Origin of the sequence: Desulfobacter latus (assembly GCF_013389365.1) — a bacterium.
Taxonomy (GTDB): Bacteria; Desulfobacterota; Desulfobacteria; order Desulfobacterales; family Desulfobacteraceae; genus Desulfobacter; species Desulfobacter latus.
Window position 1 is genome coordinate 35,091 of the sequence record NZ_JACADJ010000010.1, and the last position, 19,543, is coordinate 54,633.

Annotated in this window: 18 protein-coding genes; 3 read left to right on the forward strand and 15 right to left on the reverse strand. The window is 46.2% G+C overall.

Annotated features, from left to right (window positions below):
* Positions 1 to 12 precede the first annotated feature (12 nt).
* Positions 13 to 1,011 (reverse strand): beta-N-acetylhexosaminidase, encoded by a 999-nt coding sequence (gene nagZ, locus HXW94_RS04890; RefSeq protein ID WP_178365775.1) that lies wholly within the window; start codon positions 1,009 to 1,011, stop codon positions 13 to 15.
* Between the two features lie 114 nt (positions 1,012 to 1,125).
* Here nagZ and HXW94_RS04895 point away from each other — a divergent pair, with 114 nt between their 5' ends.
* The 3 genes from HXW94_RS04895 (at position 1,126) to HXW94_RS04905 (ending at position 4,763) form a co-directional block, all read left to right on the forward strand.
* Entirely contained in the window at positions 1,126 to 1,788 is a 663-nt protein-coding gene (locus HXW94_RS04895; RefSeq protein ID WP_178365776.1) for a TIGR04211 family SH3 domain-containing protein, read from the forward strand.
* 294 nt (positions 1,789 to 2,082) lie between these two features.
* Positions 2,083 to 3,375, forward strand: a complete 1,293-nt coding sequence (gene iscB, locus HXW94_RS04900; RefSeq protein WP_178365777.1) for an RNA-guided endonuclease IscB — start codon at positions 2,083 to 2,085, stop codon at positions 3,373 to 3,375.
* Between the two features lie 74 nt (positions 3,376 to 3,449).
* Complete coding sequence (locus tag HXW94_RS04905) at positions 3,450 to 4,763, forward strand: TolC family protein (RefSeq protein ID WP_246293751.1); 1,314 nt, start codon at positions 3,450 to 3,452, stop codon at positions 4,761 to 4,763.
* 71 nt (positions 4,764 to 4,834) lie between these two features.
* On the opposite strand, the gene HXW94_RS04910 is transcribed toward HXW94_RS04905, so the two are convergent.
* From HXW94_RS04910 to HXW94_RS04975, 14 genes are all read right to left on the reverse strand, one after another.
* A complete protein-coding gene (locus HXW94_RS04910; protein WP_178365778.1) occupies positions 4,835 to 5,218 on the reverse strand; it encodes a thioesterase, FlK family in 384 nt (127 codons plus the stop codon).
* Positions 5,219 to 5,239: 21 nt separating this feature from the next.
* Positions 5,240 to 5,779, reverse strand: a complete 540-nt coding sequence (locus HXW94_RS04915; protein WP_178365779.1) for a shikimate kinase — start codon at positions 5,777 to 5,779, stop codon at positions 5,240 to 5,242.
* A gap of 12 nt (positions 5,780 to 5,791) precedes the next feature.
* Positions 5,792 to 7,048 carry a 3-phosphoshikimate 1-carboxyvinyltransferase gene (gene aroA / locus HXW94_RS04920; protein WP_178365780.1) on the reverse strand — a complete coding sequence of 419 codons (1,257 nt, stop codon included), beginning with the start codon at positions 7,046 to 7,048 and terminating at the stop codon, positions 5,792 to 5,794.
* The gene (gene aroE, locus HXW94_RS04925; protein WP_178365781.1) at positions 7,045 to 7,860 is read right to left on the reverse strand and encodes a shikimate dehydrogenase; all 816 of its coding nucleotides are present in this window, start codon (positions 7,858 to 7,860) and stop codon (positions 7,045 to 7,047) included. The genes aroA and aroE overlap by 4 nt, the downstream gene beginning before the upstream one ends.
* Positions 7,853 to 8,998: a prephenate dehydratase gene (gene pheA, locus HXW94_RS04930; RefSeq protein ID WP_178365782.1), complete on the reverse strand. Its 1,146-nt coding sequence runs from the start codon at positions 8,996 to 8,998 to the stop codon at positions 7,853 to 7,855. The genes aroE and pheA overlap by 8 nt, the downstream gene beginning before the upstream one ends.
* Before the next feature lie 282 nt (positions 8,999 to 9,280).
* A complete protein-coding gene (locus tag HXW94_RS04935) occupies positions 9,281 to 10,528 on the reverse strand; it encodes a hemolysin family protein (RefSeq protein WP_178365783.1) in 1,248 nt (415 codons plus the stop codon).
* Positions 10,529 to 10,582: 54 nt separating this feature from the next.
* A complete protein-coding gene (gene lpxB / locus HXW94_RS04940; RefSeq protein WP_178365784.1) occupies positions 10,583 to 11,743 on the reverse strand; it encodes a lipid-A-disaccharide synthase in 1,161 nt (386 codons plus the stop codon).
* Positions 11,736 to 12,587 carry an LpxI family protein gene (locus HXW94_RS04945; protein WP_178365785.1) on the reverse strand — a complete coding sequence of 284 codons (852 nt, stop codon included), beginning with the start codon at positions 12,585 to 12,587 and terminating at the stop codon, positions 11,736 to 11,738. The genes lpxB and HXW94_RS04945 overlap by 8 nt, the downstream gene beginning before the upstream one ends.
* A gap of 5 nt (positions 12,588 to 12,592) precedes the next feature.
* Positions 12,593 to 13,372 (reverse strand): acyl-ACP--UDP-N-acetylglucosamine O-acyltransferase, encoded by a 780-nt coding sequence (lpxA, locus tag HXW94_RS04950; RefSeq protein ID WP_178365786.1) that lies wholly within the window; start codon positions 13,370 to 13,372, stop codon positions 12,593 to 12,595.
* Positions 13,369 to 14,406, reverse strand: a complete 1,038-nt coding sequence (lpxD, locus tag HXW94_RS04955; RefSeq protein ID WP_178365787.1) for a UDP-3-O-(3-hydroxymyristoyl)glucosamine N-acyltransferase — start codon at positions 14,404 to 14,406, stop codon at positions 13,369 to 13,371. Before lpxD ends, lpxA begins: the two co-directional genes overlap by 4 nt.
* A 3-nt stretch (positions 14,407 to 14,409) precedes the next feature.
* A complete protein-coding gene (locus tag HXW94_RS04960) occupies positions 14,410 to 14,943 on the reverse strand; it encodes an OmpH/Skp family outer membrane protein (RefSeq protein ID WP_178365788.1) in 534 nt (177 codons plus the stop codon).
* Between the two features lie 37 nt (positions 14,944 to 14,980).
* Entirely contained in the window at positions 14,981 to 17,617 is a 2,637-nt protein-coding gene (bamA, locus tag HXW94_RS04965) for an outer membrane protein assembly factor BamA (protein ID WP_178365789.1), read from the reverse strand.
* 23 nt (positions 17,618 to 17,640) lie between these two features.
* On the reverse strand, positions 17,641 to 18,324 hold the full coding sequence (locus HXW94_RS04970) for an ABC transporter ATP-binding protein (RefSeq protein ID WP_178365790.1): 684 nt from the start codon (positions 18,322 to 18,324) through the stop codon (positions 17,641 to 17,643).
* Positions 18,317 to 19,540 (reverse strand): lipoprotein-releasing ABC transporter permease subunit, encoded by a 1,224-nt coding sequence (locus tag HXW94_RS04975; protein ID WP_178365791.1) that lies wholly within the window; start codon positions 19,538 to 19,540, stop codon positions 18,317 to 18,319. The genes HXW94_RS04970 and HXW94_RS04975 overlap by 8 nt, the downstream gene beginning before the upstream one ends.
* Positions 19,541 to 19,543 lie beyond the last annotated feature (3 nt).

The following is a 19,543-nucleotide window of genomic DNA, read 5'->3' on the forward strand; positions in this document are numbered from 1 at the left end:
CCATATAAGATATCAAACAAGAAACGTTTCTTTGGCCGCTAAAATCCTTCTCACACAGATCCGGCCGGATTCATACAGTTCCCTGTCCTTTTCAAGATATCGCATGGCAGCGTCCCTGGCTTCAGCAATATTAGGACCTGCGTGGCAGACAAGCGCCATGTCGATTTGGGCAGTCATGATCCTGTAAATACAGGTATCCATATCATGACTGATGGCCTTCATGTCAAGATCGTCGGTCATGACAAGGCCCTGATATCCCATATCCGTTCTTAATAAATCGTATGCAATGCGCTTTGACAAGCTGGCCTGCCAGTGTGGATCCAGCCTGGGGTACAAAATATGGGACAGCATAATCCCCGAGACCTGTGCTTTTTTTGCGGCGTCAAAAGGAACCAGGTCTGTCTGTTTTAAATCGGACAGTTCCGCATCCAGTTCAGGCAGAAAAAAATGAGAATCCTTGACTGTTCTGCCGATACCGGGAAAATGTTTGGCCACAGCCATGATTCCGCCCTCTTGAAGCCCCTGGATTACTGTGGTGCCCAATTGGGATACACGATCTGCATCCCCTGTAAACACCCGGTCTTTCATGATGGAATCCACATCCGGCGGGGCCACATCCATAACCGGCGCCATATTCATGTTAATGCCCATGTCAGACAGCTCTGATGCTGTAATCCTGGCAAATTGCCGGGCGTCTTCAAGGGTTCGCATATGAGGATTGCCGGGAAATTCAGTGAAGGGGTTGCGCAATCTTGCCACCTGCCCGCCTTCCTGGTCCACGGCAACAAACAGATCCGGCAACCCTTGATCCAGTGCATATTTTCGGGCATCCATGCACAAACGCCGCAACTGGTCTGCAGAGTCAATATTGGGCCGGAACAAAATTATTCCCCCGGTCCTGTATTCCGTTATCAGATGTTTTAATTCAGCATTAAGGGTCTGACCGTCAAACCCGAGTATCAGACGCTGGCCGGCCAGATCCGGTATCGATTGAAAGTTAAATTGAATCATAATGACTGATCCCATGTTCCATGCGGTTTGGCAAGTTTTTTTTTACATGCCGGGTGTTGTAAAAACAGGGAAGGACTGGTAATTAAATATAAACTGTTAAGGAGCCAAGTAATAATGATAAAACTATTTCCACGGATTTGTGCCCTTATCCTAATTGTGATAGGGACCACAGCGATATGCCATGCCCGGACCGCTTATGTCTCTGATATGCTCATTCTCACATTCAGGAAGGGACCTGGCCCCGGCTACCCTGTAATCTCGGCGTTAAAAAGCGATACCCCTTTAACCATACTCGAAGAAAGCAATGGCTACCTTAAGGTGGAACTTTCATCCGGGGAGCAGGGATGGGTGGATAAAGACTATGTTGTCACAGATCCACCCAAATCAATACTCATAGACCGCTTAAAAAAAGAAAATGCGGCCCTTGAAGATAAAATAAAAACATTAACGGAACAAACAGACCTGGTTGCCCTGGACCAGCTTAAAAAAAAGAACCGGACCCTGACCCAAAGCCTTGAAACCTTAAAATCACAATACGCTGCGCTTAAGACCGCCTCTGCCGATATCGCCGATACATTAGAGGAAAATAAACGTCTTAAAACCCGGAACGCATCTTTGTCTACCGCACTTGCCCAACAAAAGGAAGATACCGGATTTATGTTTAAAACCGGTATGATTAAATGGTTTCTGGCCGGTGTAGGCGTACTGCTTCTCGGCTGGGTTATCGGCCTGAGTGTATCTTCCAGACAAACTGGTTCAGGCTCATTGCTGGATTGATTTTTCACCTTTCCGCCAATAATCCTTAGACAGGCTCTAAACATACAGGACGTTAAAAGTCAACTACCCCTCGGCTAAAGACCGAGGGGCTTGAAAAAGCCCCAAAGTTGACCAGTCTAAGTGCTTCGAACACTACGTTAGATCGGAAACAGGTACCCTGGGGTGCTCGCCAGCTCCAGGTTCTACGGCAAGTGGTTAAACAGGTCTAAGGGGTTAAACCGGTGCTGCTTGCGCCAAACCCGGTCATAACATTGACGCGGCAAACATTACCTTGGAAACAAGAGGATTTTAAAATTGAGTGTATTTGTTCTGGATACAAACAAAAAGCCGCAGAATCCGGTGCATCCGGCAAAGGCAAGACTGCTTTTGACAGAAGGGAAAGCCGCGGTTTTCAGACAGTTCCCCTTCACGATCATTTTGAAAGAGACCGTTTTGGACGTGGCATCAAACCCATTGCGGATCAAGATTGATCCGGGCAGTAGAGAGACCGGAATTGCCGTGATTAACGACGATTCCGGAGAGATTATTTTTGCCATGGAACTGAGACATCGAGGCCAACAGATCAAAAATAATCTGGAATCAAGACGAGCCATCAGAAGATCCCGGAGAAACCGGAAAACGCGATACCGGAAGCCGCGCTTTGATAACCGGACCAGGGCGGAAGGATGGTTGCCGCCTTCATTAAAAAGCCGGGTTCACAATATCGAAACCTGGGTCAACCGGTTGTGCCGGTTTTGCAATATTCAGGCAATTTCAATGGAGTTGGTTCGGTTTGACATGCAGAAAATACAGAATCCCGAAATATCAGGTGTTGAGTATCAGCAGGGGGAACTCATGGGCTATGAGGTACGGGAATACCTTCTGGAAAAATGGGACAGAACGTGTGCCTACTGCGGAAAAACAGATATCCCATTGGAGATTGAACATATCGTGCCGAGATCGAAAGGCGGGTCCAACAGAGTCAGTAATCTGACACTGGCCTGTACGGCGTGCAACAGGAAGAAGGGGAACAAGCCCCTAGAACAGTTCCTTTCAAGGAAACCGGGACTGTTGAAGCGAATTCAAAAGCAGTCCAAAGTGCCGCTCAAGGATGCGGGCGCCGTCAACACGACCCGATGGGACTTGTTCCGTACCTTGAAAAAAACCGGACTGCCGGTTGAAACAGGCTCCGGCGGTTTGACAAAATTCAACCGGACGACCAGGGGACTTCACAAAACGCATTGGCTCGATGCCGCCTGTGTCGGGAAAAGCACACCTGAAAAGATTTTTCAGATCGATAAGGCCGTGTTGATTGTAAAGGCAGACGGTCATGGCTCAAGACAGATGTGCAGGGTAAACAAGTTCGGATTCCCCCGGACAACAGCAAAGTCAACTGAGAAAAAAGTCAAAGGGTTTCAGACGGGCGACATCGTCAAGGCCGTTGTCACTTCCGGCAAAAAGGTTGGAACGTACACCGGGCGCGTCGCTGTCAGAAAAAGCGGTTCGTTTAACATTAAAACAGTGGACAAAACAGTACAGGGCATTAGCTGGAAATACTGCAGGCTGCTTCATGCATCTGACGGTTATTCTTACAATACGACGTGTTAAGGTCCGGTGCCTGGGCTACTATCTTAATTATAAGGAGGACGGCCCTCCCCTGAGCTAAAGACTCAGGGGTTTCCTTGCCGCATTTTATGAACAAAATTCATGTCTGCGTTCAGACCTTGCTGTTACTGGTTTTCGAATTTTCTGCACAAGGCATCTGCGAGCCGTCATACACGCTGAAGCAGTTGTGCCGAATGGCCAATGAAAATGCGGAAACCATCCAGATTGCCAGGGAACAGACCTATATTGCAAAGCAGGAGAAAAAGCGGGCCCAGTCTGTGCTTATTCCGTCAGCTACGCTATACGGCAGTTACCTGAATTATAAAAACGACGATTATTATATCCCTGATGTCAATACGTTCGGCGGCAAACTTACCCAGTCATTTACCCTGAACGGCAGGGAACTCATCGCCTATGATGTGAGTAAAAAAGGCATTGAAAAGGCAAATTTTTCAGAACAGGCTATTCGAAGCGATTATATTTTCCAGGTGGCCCAGGTCTATATCCAGGCGGTGAATTTAAAACGACTGGTCGGGGTGGCGGATGCCGAAGTTGACCGCTTGAACACATACAGGGACTCGGTGAATGAAAAACTCACTGTGGGCAGTGTGACAAGAACGGCCCTGTACCGGGCCCAGGCGGAATTATCAAAGGCTAAAACCAATCAGATTGTGGCACGCAATAATGTTCAAAGCGCCAAAGCCGATATTGTCAGGCTCACCGGCATTGAAGACAAATTTTCCTTTGCATCAGTGGATATCAAAAACATTAAACAATTTTCAGTTACGTTTGAAGAGATAAAGTCCCACGCCCTTGAAAACCGTTATGAAATCAAGGAAGCCTCAAAAGAGGTTGAAATTGCCCAACGGACCATTGCCTATGAGACGGGTGAATACTGGCCCCGCATTGAGCTTGAAGGCGGCTACCGGGAAAAGGACATCACCTATGATGCAGGAACCGGCACCCAAAGCGGATATGATACCGAAGAGGCATATATCCAGGCCCAACTTGTTTTTACCCTGTATGACGGCGGATTACGAAGGGCCCAGGTCCAACAAGCCCAAGCCAGGCAACGCCAGGCAACCAAGGTCCTGGCAGATGAAAAGAAGGCGGTAATCCTTGAAGCAAAGCAGTCTTTTCTGGAATTTAATACCGCAAAAGCCACCCTGATCAATCTTGCAGACGAAGTCAAATCAGCCGAAGAAAATTATAATGCGGTTCAAATGCAGTTTAAATACGGCATGGCTGACAGTATTGATATCATGGATGCCAATACATTGCTTGTAGATGCCCAGCGGCGCATATCCAATGCCCGTTCCTCCTTATATCTGTCCATATTGAAAATTATTTATACTCAAGGGGATATCCTATCCTACTTTTTAAACAAATAATCGAGTATAAAATCCCGAGCGGTATGTTTTATCAAAACATGCCGCTCGGGATTTTCTTTCATACAAAAATTTTAATCAAGAACATGTTTCTCCAGTATAAAACAGGAAAAATCGCCTTTGAAAACCACGTCATCTTCACGCTTAACCGTAACGCTGACCATCTGCTTTTTACCTGATGCAGATGTTACAGTGGCTTCGGCATAGACAGATTCTCCTGCTTTGACAGGTTTCAGGAACTTAACATCTGCCCCGCCAAGCACAACATTGGGGTGATTCACCGCAAGCATGGCCGCATAATCGGCAAGTCCGAAAATAAATCCGCCATGCACCAGCCCTGAATCATCTGCCGCCATTCTGGAGGTCGTCGTATATTCCACACGGCTTTTGCCGTTTTCCACCATGACCGGCGTGCCGCACAATTCATTGTCTATCAATTGATGGGTAATTATGTTCATTAAAAATTCTCCTTTGCAAACTTATGAAATTTCGATTGGACTCCCTGGATATAGTTCGTCCTTGATTTGGTGCGCAGCTGCTTTCGGGGTATATTCTTCCGTATTAATGGATATACAGGCAAGAGAATGGTACAATGGCGTTCTGATTTCAAGCATTTTTTCTGTTTCAAGGGCAAGACCGTCACAGGTAAGATCCGGTCTTTGCTCGGTGCTGTTTTCATCTTTGCGGATTCTGTCTGTCAGAACAGATGCTGTGGCATAAAGATATACAACAACGCCGTTCTTTGTTAAAAATGTTCTATTTTGTTCTGCAAGGATGATCCCCCCGCCTGTTGCGATAACAGGCGCGTCGCTTAAATCCAGACGCATAAGCGTTTCCGTTTCTTTTGCCCTGAAATAGGACCAGCCGTACCGGGCGACCATCTGTGCAATGGTGGTGCCGTAAGTTGATTCCAGAACCAGATCCGTATCCAGAAACCTTTTCTTCAAAAGATCGGCAAGATACTTTCCAGTACTGGTTTTGCCGGTACACCGGTATCCGATAAGAAAAATGGGGCCCATGGGGTCTCCTTTTTACAGGGCGTCAAAAAGCTGCCAGAATGTGGGAAACGATTTTTCCACGCACCCGGGATTTTCAATCTGAATACCGTCCACCCGAAGGCCTGTAACGGCAAAGGCCATGGCAATGCGATGATCGTTAAACGTTTCTATGACTGCGCCGTGGGGTGTGCCGCCTGTAATTTCCATGAAATCGGGTCCCTGCACCGCCTTAATTCCCATTTTGGTGAGCTGGGAACAAACCGCATCAATACGGTCACACTCCTTGATCCGAAGATGACCGATATTGGTAATCCGGGTGGTGCCCTGGGCAAAGGCGGCTGTTACAGCCACAGCAGGTACGGCATCCGGGGTATCGGACATATCCACATCCACACCATATAAGGCCTGGCCTTTTACCCGCAGGACCCGGCCGTCATGATTTACTGAACAGCCCATCTTTTCAAATATATATGCCTGTTTCAAATCGCCCTGCAAAGAGGCTGTGCCGATATTATCCACGCCGATATCCGCACCTGTCACAGCACCTGCCGCCCAAAAATAACCGGCATTGGACAGATCCGGCTCCACGGATCGGGTTCCGGCGGCGTAGGTCTGGCCCCCCGGAACCTCGTAGCAGGTATCGGATATCCGGAAGGCATTGACCCCGAACTGCTTCATCACATCCAAAGTTAAATCAATATACGGTTGAGACACGGCAGGCCCTGTCAGATCAATCACAAGGCCCTGGTCAAAAAACGCCCCGGCCATGAGCAGGGCAGACAGGTACTGGCTTGACCGGGAGCAGTCAAGCAGCGTATGCCCCCCTGCCCTGTCACCACCCTGAATTAGCACCGGCGGTGTTCCTTCATTGTTATCGGAGTCGGCACTGATCCGGATACGACCCAGGGCATCTAAAAGCTCTCCCATGGGGCGTTGACGCATGCGCTCATCCCCGGTCAGGGTATATGGGGTACTGCCAAGGGCGGCAATGCCTGCTAAAAGGCGCATGGACGTGCCTGAATTACCAAGATGGATGGGATCCGGCCAGGGTTTTGGCCGTCCGCCGAAACCTGTGACCGACAATACCCCGTCTTGTCTGGTTTTAATTTGAGCCCCCATGCACGCCAGGGTTTTACGGGTAAGCGAAATATCCTCGCTGTCCAGGATATTATAAATTTCAGATGTGCCGTCAGCCAGGGCTGCACAAATCAGCATCCTGTGTGAAATGCTCTTGGAGCCCGGGATGTTGACCACCTGGTCCTGGATATTTCTGGAAATTACCTGCTTCATGGAATTCTCCTTTTATCATTAATAACGATGTTCCGCATCAGGTCCGTATCAGGGATGATGCCTGTCCATAATTCAAACTGGGCCGCAGCCTGAGCAATGAACATGGACAGGCCGTCAATGGTTGTGCAGCCCTTTTGTTCCGCCGCTTCAAGCAAGGCGGTTTTCAACGGAGTATACACCACATCCATCACCACCATGTCAGATGTTAATGCGTCCGGCGGAAAGCTTATTTTATCCGCTTTGGGTGCCATGCCGATGCTTGTGGTGTTGATGACCACATCTGCCTGGATGGTTGCCATCTCGTCGGCAGGAATAAACCGTGCGTTAATCCTTTCAGCAAGGGCCAACCCTTTTTGTTCCGTTCGATTGGTAATGATGATATCCCCATTTTGGGCTGCAATACCGTGGGCCACAGCCCGGGCGGCGCCGCCGGCACCCACAATGCAGACGGTTTTCCCTGAAATGCCAAAGGGAACAAGGGGGGCAACAGCGGCCTGACAATCGGTATTATAGCCTTTTAACACGCCGTCTTCATTAACGATGGTGTTTACGGCACCAATGGCCCGGGCTAGGGGGTCGATCCAATCAATATGTGCCATAATGGATTCTTTGAAAGGAATGGTCACGGAAGCGCCCTGGATACCCAGCGTGCGCACAGCCTGTACCGCTTTGGCTGCATCCTGCACCTCAAAGGCCAGATAAACGGCATTGATGCCCTTATCTTTAAACGCCTCATTATGAATTAAAGGACCTTTAGAGTGTCTGACAGGATTGCCGAATACACAATATAACCGGGTAGCAGCATCAATCATTTTGTAATATTTCCTGTTTTTCCAAAATCGGGTATGACCCCAGCACCTTTAAATACAAGGCCTGGGTTCGAATCTGTTCAATGGTTTGAAATACAATTTCATCCTGGATGTGTCCTTCAATGTCCATAAAAAAATGATAGCTCCAGTTATAGTGGCGCGTGGGCCTGGATTCAAGTTTAACCATGTTCAGGCCGGCTCGGTTTACCGGCGAAAGCGCTCTGAAAAGAGCGCCTGGTGTATGATTTGTGGCAAACATGACAGAGGTTTTATCATGTCCTGTTCTTTCCGGACGATCTCCCCCAATCACAAGAAACCGCGTAATGTTGCCGACATGATCCTGTATTTGTGATGCCACCGGCAGCAAGTTATAAAAATGAGCCGCTTTGCCCGATGCAATGGCGGCAATCTGTTCATCCTTTGAGGCCATAAGTGCCGCATTTGATGTGGAGGTGGTCTCCATGACTATGGCATGGGGCAGATGTTTCTTCAACCAGTTTTTGCACTGCGCAATGGCTTGCGGATGTGAGTAAACGGTTTTAACGTCTTTGAGTTCCCCTGTAATTGACAACAGATCATGGGACACGGATTCATAGTGCTCTGCCGTAATATAGGTATCAAATTCGGCAAACAGATCAAGGGTATAGTTAACAGCCCCTTCAATGGAATTTTCAACGGGAACAATACCATAATCAAGCTCCTTTCGTTTAATATTGTTAAAAATATCAAAAAAACCGGGTTGTTCTACAAATTCGCCGCAGTGTCTGAAATAATGAAGGGCTGCTATATGAGAATGGCTGGCAACAGGCCCCAGGTAACCAATGGTTTTCGGTTTCTGGATTTCCCTTGTGGCCGTGATGATCACATTGAAAATATACTGGATCAGACTTTCATCGGCAGGGCCGGGATTCATCCGGGAAAGCCGCTCAATCACCATGCGTTCCCGGGTCCGGTCCAGAATCTGACCGCCTTTTTGTTTTTTAATCGCCCCGACTTTCTTACCGATCTCAAGGCGTTGGTTAATCAGTTCAAGAATGCACTCATCAATGCGGTCAATTTCCCCACGAAGCGGAGACAGAGAGGACGTCTCGCCCCCGGTTTGTTCTTGATTATCTTTTTCCTTGATCTCACGGTCTGTCATGTTAATTTCCTTTTTTATAATCGGCTTTAAATAAAAAAAAACCGCCTCAGGCCTTGCCTGCTGCGGTTTTAGTGATTTTAGTTAAATTTATGGGAAAATCAGTAGTCCACAGGCAGGTTGTCCTTTCTATAAAATCGAGTGCTAAAGTAAACGTTTTTGCTGAAGCTAAAGATCATTGAACTATTTTTTTCCTTATATTTTTTAAAAACCATATACGTTGGATTTGTTTCTGTCAATAGATTCAAACGCAATCAGACACAAGTTTTGATATTATCCCGTAAATCAGGCTTCTTCTACCGGTTTAATAATAAACGACTGAATCCGGTTGCCATCCATGTCCTTGACCGAAAAGAGCCATTTATTCATGCGGATGGATTCCCCGGGTTTGGGAATACGCTCCACAAGCTCAAGAAAAAATCCCGAGACCGTATCGTAGTTTGCGGATTCGGGAATACCCAAGTGCAACTCTTTGTTGAGATGATATATGTCTGTCCGACCTAAAACAAGCCACTTATTCCCTTTAAGCTTGACAATGTCCGGTGTATTTTTATCGGACTCGTCGGCAATTTCGCCAAAAATTTCTTCAACCACATCCTCAAGGGTGACAATACCGGACACCCCACCATATTCATCAACCACAACAGCCATATGGCTTTTTTTTGCCTTAAAGGCTTTAAGCAGTGAATCCAGTTTTTTTGATTCCGGTATAAAATACGGTTTTTTCATAATTGATTTAACATCAAGGCTGTCCAGAGGCGCATCGGAACCTTTATCTTCCAGGTATCTTGAAAATAAATCCTTAATATGCAGAATCCCTACAATATTATCTATGTTATCTTCAATTACCGGAATGCGTGAAAATCCTGTTTTTAGAACCTTTGGAATATCCAAACCTTCGGCTGCATCCACCACAAACATGTCTGCTCTCGGTGTCATAATTTCAGAGCAATACGTATCATCAAATTCAAAAATGTTGGTGATATATTCCCGTTCTTCCTCCTTTATTTCTCCTTCTCCTTCTACCACCTCCACCATGGTCATCAGTTCATCTTCGGTTACGGTTTCCTGGGAATTGTATATGGTGCCGTGCAGTTTAGGTATGAAATTAAGCACAAAGATCAAAGGCCATAAAATTTTTGATAACCAATATATGGGATATATGACTGCCCTTGAAACCACGACATTGTTGTGCGTGGCAAAGGATTTCGGAAAAATTTCCCCAAAAACAAGAATTAAAAGTGTCATGGCGCCGGTGGCAATTCCCACGGCATTGGACTGAAAATGACCCATGGCAAGGGATGTGGCAAGGGATGATGCACCAATATTTACCAGGTTATTGCCTATGAGGATGGTGGTTAAAAGGGTGTGGGAGGCTTCTTTCATCTCCAGGATAAGCCGGCCGGACTTTGACCCATCTTTGGAAATATGAAAGGCTTTGACTTTGGATATGGAGAAAAGCGCTGTTTCGGACATTGAAAAAAAACCCGACAAAAAAAGACAGGCGCATAACAGGATTAATTCGAAACTCATAAACGACAATATTTCCTAATAATTTGAAATTTTAAAAATTCCAGGGCCCTAATATTAGCACCTTTTTGCCCCATGTTTGTGAATCAGGTTCAGTACAATGGCTGCCGTTCGTTTTGATGCGCCCGGAGAACCTAATCGCCTGCGAACCTGATGGAGCTGCTGTTTATGATTCTCAAGTTCAGGTATCATTGATAATACAGTTTCACTTATTCTTCCGGCATTGGCATCGTCCTGGATCAACTCCGGCATCACCTGGCGGCCGACAATCAGATTGGCAAGCCCGATGTATTTGGTTTTCACAAGTAGCTGTGCAAGCCGGTGGGCCACAACGGACATTTTATAGATTATAACAGTGGGAACAAGATTTAAAGCCGCTTCCAGCGTGACCGTTCCCGATGCGGCAATCAAAAGGTGGGCCTGGTCAAAAATCTGTTTTGGCCGCCCTGTTACAATCCGGCATAAATCACGGTTTGGATGGTGAAAAACAATATGCTTAATGCGTTCTTCATGCTGTCTAATACCGGAGGAAATAAGGAATTTTAAATGGGGACAGCGTTTTTTAATCATACCGGCCGAATCGAGCATGACGGGAAGCAGTTTGTCAATTTCAGCAGATCTGGAACCTGGAAGCAGGCCGATAACCAGATCACCTGACAGACCTTTTTTATTGTTATGGTCTGAAATCAACAGGCTTTGGGAGTATTCATCCACCAGGGGGTTTCCCACATAGCCGGCAGAAATTTTTTGGGTTTTATAAATGGGGATTTCAAAGGGAAAAATCAGGGCGACATGATCCGTAACGCTTGCAATGGTATCCAGGCGTCTTGAATTCCAAGCCCAGACCTTTGGTGCAATATAATAACAGATGGGAATATCATAATGCTGTTTAATAAATCTGGCGATTTTTAAATTAAAACCCGGATAATCAATGAGTACAACAGCATCAGGGGGGTCTGTTTTTAATCGTCGCTTAACAAGGGAAAACGCCTGTTTAATGGCACCTAGCTGTTTGATCACTTGAACAAGTCCCATGGCAGAGAGCTTGTCAATGGAAAAAAAAATGTCTGTCCCCTGCCCTGCCATGGCTTTACCACCAATACCCGTGATCCGGGTACCGGGGCAACGTTGCTTTAATGACCGCACCAGGGATGCCCCGTGGAAATCGCCTGAAGGTTCGCCGGCAAGGATCATAATATGCCGGGTTTGTTTATTCATGAACCTCATCCTCGCTTAGAGCGGTTATGCAGATATTGTATTTATCTGCAAGGGCGATCATTTTTTCACGGTCAAATGAAATTGACTTTTCCGCTTCAAGTACAAGCACATTTACACCTGACCGGTGCATGGTTTCAATGGTGGTGCATCCGGATGCGGGCAAATCAAAGCGTAAGTCCTGGTGGGGTTTGGATAATTTTACAACTGTGGCCCCATTGCCCCGGCTCAGCCGCCCGCCCCGTTCTATGGTGGCGTCCGTGCCGTCAATGGCTTCTACGGCAAGGACCGTCCCATTGGAAATAACAAGGCACTGGCCGATATCAAGACGGCCAATGGCTTTGGCGAGTTGCCATCCCTGCTGGATATCTTTTTTTTCTGACTTGTCCGGTTTTCGCTTTGTCCAGCATCCTTTGGGGCTGATAAGCTCCGGCAAAAGAAATGTAGACGGTACCAGGGTAATACCCTGCTTTTCCAAAAAATCCGCAAAGGATGAAAGGATATTGTCATCGTGCGTACCCGCAGTTCTGGCAATAAAGGCAAGGGCTTTGAAATCCGGTCTTATATCTTTAAAAATATTGGCCTTGCTGATGGAGCCCATGAGCAGTGCCCTGGTAACACCATGGGATTTAAAATAACGGATCAGTTTACTGAGCTGGCCAAGATAAAGCCATTCAAACCGGTAGGTCAGTTGGGCAAGTTGGGGGTTGGTTTCGCTATGGAATCCGGCCCCAATAACTTTATAACCGTTTGCACGTGCCTTTTGGGTGAAGAGCAGCGGGAACTGGCCGCCACCGGCAATCAGGCCGATGCGGGAAGAACAATTATTGCCTTCGCAGGTGTTCATGGAAATTAACGTGTCACCCCACGATTGGAATTTTTTATAAATTCACTGAAAAATACGATTTCAGGCAGTTGTTCAACTTCGGCTTTGGTTCTTTCCACAGCCTGGGTCACTGTCAGTCCGATCCGGAAAAATATCCGGTATGCTTTTTTGAGCTGACGAATAACGGAAGTTTCAAAATTATGGCGCTTAAGGCCCACATTATTCAGTCCATGCAGGGTGGCCCTGTCACCTGAGGCAATGACAAAGGGCGGAATGTCTTTTACCACAGCGGACTTTCCACCAATGTAGGCATAATCTCCAATTTTGACAAATTGATGAATGGCCACCAAACCGCCGACAGTGGCATAGTTCCCGATTTCAATATGTCCTGCAAGGGTTGAGTTATTGGCAAGGATGACCCCTTTGCCGGTTTTGCAGTCATGGGCAACATGCGTGTAGGCCATCAGATAATTTTCTTCACCTACCGCAGTGAGACCGCCACCAAACCCCGTGCCCCGGTTAACAGTAACAAACTCACGGATAATAGTGCCCCTGCCAATGGTAAGGTGGGTGGTCTCACCGTGAAATTTGAGATCCTGGGGCGCGCCGCCAATGGAGGCGTACTGAAAGATATTACAGTCCGGACCGATGGTGACATGATCGTCAATCGTGCAGTAAGGACCGATGGTTGTCCTGGAACCAATGGTAACATCTCCTTTAACAATAGTATAAGGCCCAATGGTGACATTCTCATCTATCCTGGCAGATGAATCAATAATCGCCGTTGGATGAATCGGTTGAATCATGATTGCTCCGTCCGGCTGCTTTCCAGTTTTTTTAACCGTTTTTCAAGGGAAAGCAGTCGTTTTCTTAAATTTGGCAGCCGGGGTATGATGCGGGCTACCTTCAGCCAGATTTTATGGGGCATATGGGGAATGCCTGAAACAATATCGTCCGGGCGAACATTGCCGGAGACGCCGGCATAGGGGCCGATAATGGCTCTGTCCCCTATATTCAGGTGACCGGAGATACCGGCTTTACCTGCAATAATTACATCTGTGCCGATGGTGGTACTCCCGGCAATCCCCACCTGGGCCACCACCAGTGTATTGTCTCCAATTTTAACATTATGGGCAATATGGACCTGATTGTCCGTTTTAACACCATTGCCGATGCGGGTTATGCCTAAAGTTCCCCTGTCAATGGTATTACCGGCACCGATTTCACAGCAATCACCGATATGGACGTACCCGGTATGTACCAGTTTGGCATGGGCGTGTCCGTCCTGGACAAATCCAAACCCATCAGAACCAATGACGCAATTGGGATGAACAATGGACTGCCTGCCGATTCGTGTTTTATCCGCCAGTGTGACATTGGGGCTGATCCGGCAGGCATCATTGATCCGGCATTGCTTTCCGATCACCGTATTGGCCATGATGTGTACATGACTGCCAACGGTGCAGCCCTTCCCGATGCTGACATGGGCCTCAATGCATGTACCGTCGCCAATCGTGCAGTCGTCTGCAATAACAGCCGAAGGGTGAATAAATGCCGCCAACGGTTCTGCAGGCATCAGGTGCGCCACAACCTTAAAAAACGCAAGTTTTGGGTTATCACTGTAAAGCAGTGTTATGCCTGCCACTGCAGGGGCTTCATTGGGAACAAGGATGATGCCGGCATTTGTTTCATCCAGTCGGGAGAAAAAGGAATGATCCACCGCAAAAGTCAGATCATTGGGCCCGGCATCGTCAAAGGAGGATACCGCGGAAATGGTTGTGCCCGGATTCCCATGTATCCGGGCATTGACCATAGCAGCTATTTGGTCTGCTGTGAGCATGAATTATTTTTTCTGAGCGTAGATTGAATTATATTCTTTTATTACCGCATCAGTGACATCCACTGTATCTGCAGCATAGATCACACCGGCGACTTTTTTTTCAATGATCAAAAGATATCCTTGTGATTTTCCTAATTTGTTAGTGATCTCAAAAACATCTTTTTGTATTTGGTTTATTCGTTTTCTTTGCAGAATCTTCATTTCCTGGGTATAATCAGCATTCATCTTTTTTAAATCATCTGCATTGTCCCGCAGTTCCCTTTGACGTTCAAGCTTTTTTTCAGCACTGAGCACAAGTTCTTCACGCTCTAACGCCGCTGACATTTCTTGAACTTTTTTTTCCTCAGCCTGGAGTTTTGCCTGAAGTTCATCAAGTTTAGCCTTGAGGTCTTTTTGCATGACTTTGCCGGCACTTGATTCTTTTAGTATTTTTTCAAAACTGACCACACCGACTTTAGCCGGATCAGCTGCAAAAGCGCTGCAGGTGAACATTGCGGCAACAATCAAAACTGCCGGAACTATAATACGTTTTTTCATTTATGCCTCCGAAGATAAAATTTTAATTTTTTAAAAATTAGAAGAATGCACCAATTGAAAAGTCAAACTCACCATCACCGGTGCGCTTAACATCTTTACCATCTATAACAATACCATAGGCCAGTCTGATGGGACCCATGGGAGAATTCCATCTAAGTTCAAGGCCTGAACTGGAATACTGATCACCAAAGTCAATATCTTCACCGTCGTTATAGACATCGCCTCTGTCATAGAAAAATATACCGTAAACGCCTTGTTCTTCTGCAATGGGAAACATCATTTCAATATTGAACTGGCAATACATCTCACCACCGACCTCAATGGAAGCGCTATCTCTGGTACCGTTGATGTCAGTATCGTCAAACCCTCTGATGGAATTAATACCACCAAGATAGAAGCGTTCCCAGTCTATATCCGGATCTCCGTCGGTCCTGTCATCAAGATACCCACCCTTGGCGTAGATACCGGCTGAAAATTTCCAGAACAAAGGAAAAAATAGAGCTGATTCCGCCAGGTATTTGGTAAAATCAATCTCACCGCCCAGAAATTCACCCGCATACTCAATGGACAGTTTATGATACTTGCCCTTTGTAGGTAAAAAATGATGGTTTCTTGAATCATAACTGATATAGGGCATGATACTTGATGTAAGATAATCGCCTTCAGTAACCGATGTATAATCGGATTCCACATCTTTGATATCAAACTTCTCAATATTGTAAACCAGACCAATGGTGGTGTAATCCCAGAATCGCCGGGAGGCGCCGCGCAGGGTGAGTCCCATGGCATCTTTTTCATAATAATCGTATTCATTTTCAAGTTTATAGATATCAAATCCGGCTGAAATCGGTCTGTCAAACAACCAGGGTTCGGTGAATGCGATATTATACAACGCAGTTTCTCCAGACATCCGAATGGTGAATTTTCCTGTCTGGCCTTTGCCGAATATGTTACGCTCTTCAATGGAAACTTGGCCAAAAGCACCGTCATCACTGGAGAAACCGCCGCCAAAAGAAAAGTTGCCTGTGGGTTTTTCTTCAACGTTTATCTGAACGTCCAGCTTATTTTCTTCTTTGGTTTTAACCGGTTTAATGTTGATATTCTGGAAATAGTCTTTGAATACAAGGTTCCTGTTGGAGCGTTGGATTTTTTTCATGCTGTATAGCCCCTGCTCCTCAATGGCAAGTTCTCTTCGGATAACCTTGTCCCTGGTTTTTTCGTTGCCTGTAATGATGATCCGGTTAAAGTAGACAAGCGGGCCTTTATAAATGTCAAAGCTTATATTAACAATTGCGTCCTTGTCATTTTTATCCACTCTTGGCGTTACCCTGGCATTGGCATAGCCCTGGTTGGCATAAAAATCCTTAAGGGTAATCATATCTTTGCGGACAAGTTCCCTGTTATACAATTCAGATTTTTGGGAAACCAGAAGTTCTAAAAGCGCTTCTTTGGTAGTGAGAATGTCTCCTTTGATACGAATTTCGCCGTTTTTATATTGGTCTCCCTCATCAATTTTAAACTTAATGGAAATATCTTCTTTTCCCATATTCACGACCGGATCAGATACTTTGACATTGATAAATCCGTTATTTTTATACAAGGCTTCTATGCGAAGCACATCATTATCAAGTTCGGTTTCATCAAGATCGCCCGAGGATGTTATAAATGACCAGAAACCCTTTTCCCGGGTCTGCATCTCATCTTTGATATCATCATCGTCAAAATATTTATTGCCCTCAAAATCAATGGCGGTAATTTGTACTTTTTCACCTTCTTCAATACTGAAAATAATATCTGCCTGATGGTTTTTCAATGGTTTGACGTCATAGGAAATCCGGCAGTTGTGATAATTTTTTTCATAATACAGACGTTTGAGTTTATCCACATCATTGTTCAGCTTATATACATTTAGAATGGACCCGGTCGATGTCCCGACAACCTCAAACAATTCCTGATCTTCATAAATATGATTGTTTTCAAAGCGGACATTACGGACACTGGGTTTTTCCTCAACTTCAAAGATGACTTCAACCCCTTTATCCATGTTTTGTTTTTTGATGACCACATCATCAAAATAACCCATTTTATACACACTGTTTAAATCATTGCTTAACGCGGTGCGATCTAAAAGATCCCCTTTTTGGGATGAAATGATTCGCTGGATGGCATCTGCATCAACACGCACATTGCCTTTGATGGTAATGGCTGAAATAATTTTTTGCTGAAACAGTTCGCCGACAATATCTTTTTCCAGGGAAGTTGCCCCTGCATACAATTCTGAAAGACTATCGGCTTGTGAGAAAAAGGTTAACGGTGCTTGTTTTTCATACACATTGTGCATCTGCGAATCAATACTCACCGCCTGTCCGGCTATAAAAATGTCGCCGGTAATGATCCAGTCCACACCTAAACGGATACCCTCCCGGCGGAATTGATCGTATGCCCAGTCAGTTGTGTCAATAAAGGTGTCGCTAGTCACTAGCGTTACACCGTCATTTTCAAATTTTTCCTTTAACATTTTTGATAGCGCCAGTGCAATTTTTTCATCCGGCTGCGCTGCCTGAACATGAAAGGGGAATAAGGCGACTGCGACCCGTTCTTCGGCAAACAAAAGGCCTGTTCCCAAAAGACAGAAAACCGCTGCAAGCAATACACTGAACTTAATATTTTTCATAGCTTAATCCTAAGCAAGTAATTTTACGCCGGTACGATTTTTCCGTTTTTCAACGTCAGTCTCCTGTCCATTAAACCGGCCAGATCTGAATTGTGCGTGACCACGACAATGGTCATCCCCATTTCCCGGTTAAGTTCTTTCAAGAGTTGGTGAACCGCTTGGCTGTTCTGTTGATCCAGATTGCCGGTGGGTTCATCCGCCAGCAACAGTGCCGGCGCCATGACAAGCGCCCTTGCGATGGCCACCCGCTGTTGCTCACCCCCGGACAGATCTTCCACCCTGTATTCGATTCGGGCACCAAGTTCTACCCTTTCAAGCATATTTGCAGCATGTTTTTCAATAGTTTTTTTAGATTTGCCACTGATCAGCCCGGGCAACATGACATTTTCAACGGCTGTAAATCCCTGCAGCAGATAGTGAAATTGAAAAACAAAACCAATATTCTGGTTTCTAAAGGCGGCAAGTTTTTCATCATTATACCCCAGGATCTGTTCCCCCCTGAACAGCAGATTTCCCGTGTCTGGTTTGTCAAGGGTACCGATAATATTCAGCAGGGTGGATTTACCGATACCTGAAGCCCCCAGGATAGCAATGGTTTCGCCCGGTTGTATGGATAAGTCGGCCTTGTGCAGAATGTCCAGTGCCGCTGTCTTGGATACAAAAGAGCGTGACACCCCGTTTAGTTGAATCAACGGCGTGTCATCCATATCTTATGGCCTCCACCGGGTTCATTCGTGACGCTTTATATGAGGGGTACAGGGTGGACAAAAAACAAATTAAAAGGGCGGATACCGCGGTTAAAATAACATCCGAAAATTCAAGTTGAACCGGAAGGGTGGTAAACGGGTATGCCTCGGGCAGCTTGATAAATTCGTATCGTTTAAGGATGTAACAGATCACCACCCCGAACGTTGTCCCGAAACCCGTGCCGATGATGCCGATAATCATCCCTTTGATAATAAAAATACGGCGGATCATGGCATTTGTGGCACCCATTGCTTTTAATACGGCAATATCACGGGTTTTTTCCATAACCATCATGATCAGTGCCGATGCAATATTAAATGCCGCCACAAGAATAATCAGTGTTAAAATGACAAACATGGCGGTTTTCTCAAGTTTAAGTGCTGAAAAAAGGCTTTGGTTGATATCCATCCAGTTGCGAAGATAATACGGATACTCAATGAATCCAAGTTCATTTTGACTTATTTTTTTGACCTTGAATATCTGATCGGTCCATATGCCGAAAGCCGACACTTTGCCTTTGGCCGATACCAATGCCTGGACCTGATCCAGACGCGCATAGGCCAGGCTGGAATCGTATTCCGACATGCCGGATTTAAAGGTACCGGTGACCACAAACTGCTTCATAGACGGAATATGACCCATGGGGGAGATAATGCCCGATGCCGACATAAGGATCACCCGGTCGCCTTCCATCACCCCCACGGCATGGGCCAGGGACTGACCGAGAATAATACCGGGTAAGCCTTTTGTGATCGTTGTTTCGCTCAATGCGTTTTCAAGGTCTTCGGGTGTGTATCCTTTAATCAATGCGGCCTCTTTTTCCGGTTCTATCCCCCGGAGAATGATCCCGGAAAAAGCGTTGGTCGTACGTATCATGGCCTGGCCGAATAAGATGGGAGAGACGGCGGTGACCCCCGCGGTCTGTCTGATCTTGTCTTCCATATCCGGATCAGGGGTAAAGTGGCCGGAATAGTTCATGGCCAGAATATGGGGCTCGAGTCCAAGAATTCGATTCCTGAATTCTGTTTCCGATCCGCTCATAACGGCAATAACCACCACCAGCGCCATAACGCCGAGAATCACACCAGCCACGGACAACAGGGTGATCAGAGAGATAAATCCCTCCTTGCGTTTGGCCCGCAGGTATTTTCCGGCTATGAAAAGTTCTGCTCCCACAAA

What these genes read in the sequence shown, in the direction of transcription:
- HXW94_RS04945 (WP_178365785.1), bottom strand. Translation starts at nt 12,587, where the DNA reads ATGAACACCTGCGAAGGCAATAATTGTTCTTCCCGCATCGGCCTGATT.
- aroA (WP_178365780.1), bottom strand. Translation starts at nt 7,048, where the DNA reads ATGAAGCAGGTAATTTCCAGAAATATCCAGGACCAGGTGGTCAACATC.
- HXW94_RS04910 (WP_178365778.1), bottom strand. Translation starts at nt 5,218, where the DNA reads ATGAACATAATTACCCATCAATTGATAGACAATGAATTGTGCGGCACG.
- lpxD (WP_178365787.1), bottom strand. Translation starts at nt 14,406, where the DNA reads ATGCTCACAGCAGACCAAATAGCTGCTATGGTCAATGCCCGGATACAT.
- pheA (WP_178365782.1), bottom strand. Translation starts at nt 8,998, where the DNA reads ATGACAGACCGTGAGATCAAGGAAAAAGATAATCAAGAACAAACCGGG.
- bamA (WP_178365789.1), bottom strand. Translation starts at nt 17,617, where the DNA reads ATGAAAAATATTAAGTTCAGTGTATTGCTTGCAGCGGTTTTCTGTCTT.
- aroE (WP_178365781.1), bottom strand. Translation starts at nt 7,860, where the DNA reads ATGATTGATGCTGCTACCCGGTTATATTGTGTATTCGGCAATCCTGTC.
- nagZ (WP_178365775.1), bottom strand. Translation starts at nt 1,011, where the DNA reads ATGATTCAATTTAACTTTCAATCGATACCGGATCTGGCCGGCCAGCGT.
- HXW94_RS04915 (WP_178365779.1), bottom strand. Translation starts at nt 5,779, where the DNA reads ATGGGCCCCATTTTTCTTATCGGATACCGGTGTACCGGCAAAACCAGT.
- lpxA (WP_178365786.1), bottom strand. Translation starts at nt 13,372, where the DNA reads ATGATTCAACCGATTCATCCAACGGCGATTATTGATTCATCTGCCAGG.
- HXW94_RS04970 (WP_178365790.1), bottom strand. Translation starts at nt 18,324, where the DNA reads ATGGATGACACGCCGTTGATTCAACTAAACGGGGTGTCACGCTCTTTT.
- HXW94_RS04895 (WP_178365776.1), top strand. Translation starts at nt 1,126, where the DNA reads ATGATAAAACTATTTCCACGGATTTGTGCCCTTATCCTAATTGTGATA.
- HXW94_RS04935 (WP_178365783.1), bottom strand. Translation starts at nt 10,528, where the DNA reads ATGAGTTTCGAATTAATCCTGTTATGCGCCTGTCTTTTTTTGTCGGGT.
- lpxB (WP_178365784.1), bottom strand. Translation starts at nt 11,743, where the DNA reads ATGAATAAACAAACCCGGCATATTATGATCCTTGCCGGCGAACCTTCA.
- HXW94_RS04960 (WP_178365788.1), bottom strand. Translation starts at nt 14,943, where the DNA reads ATGAAAAAACGTATTATAGTTCCGGCAGTTTTGATTGTTGCCGCAATG.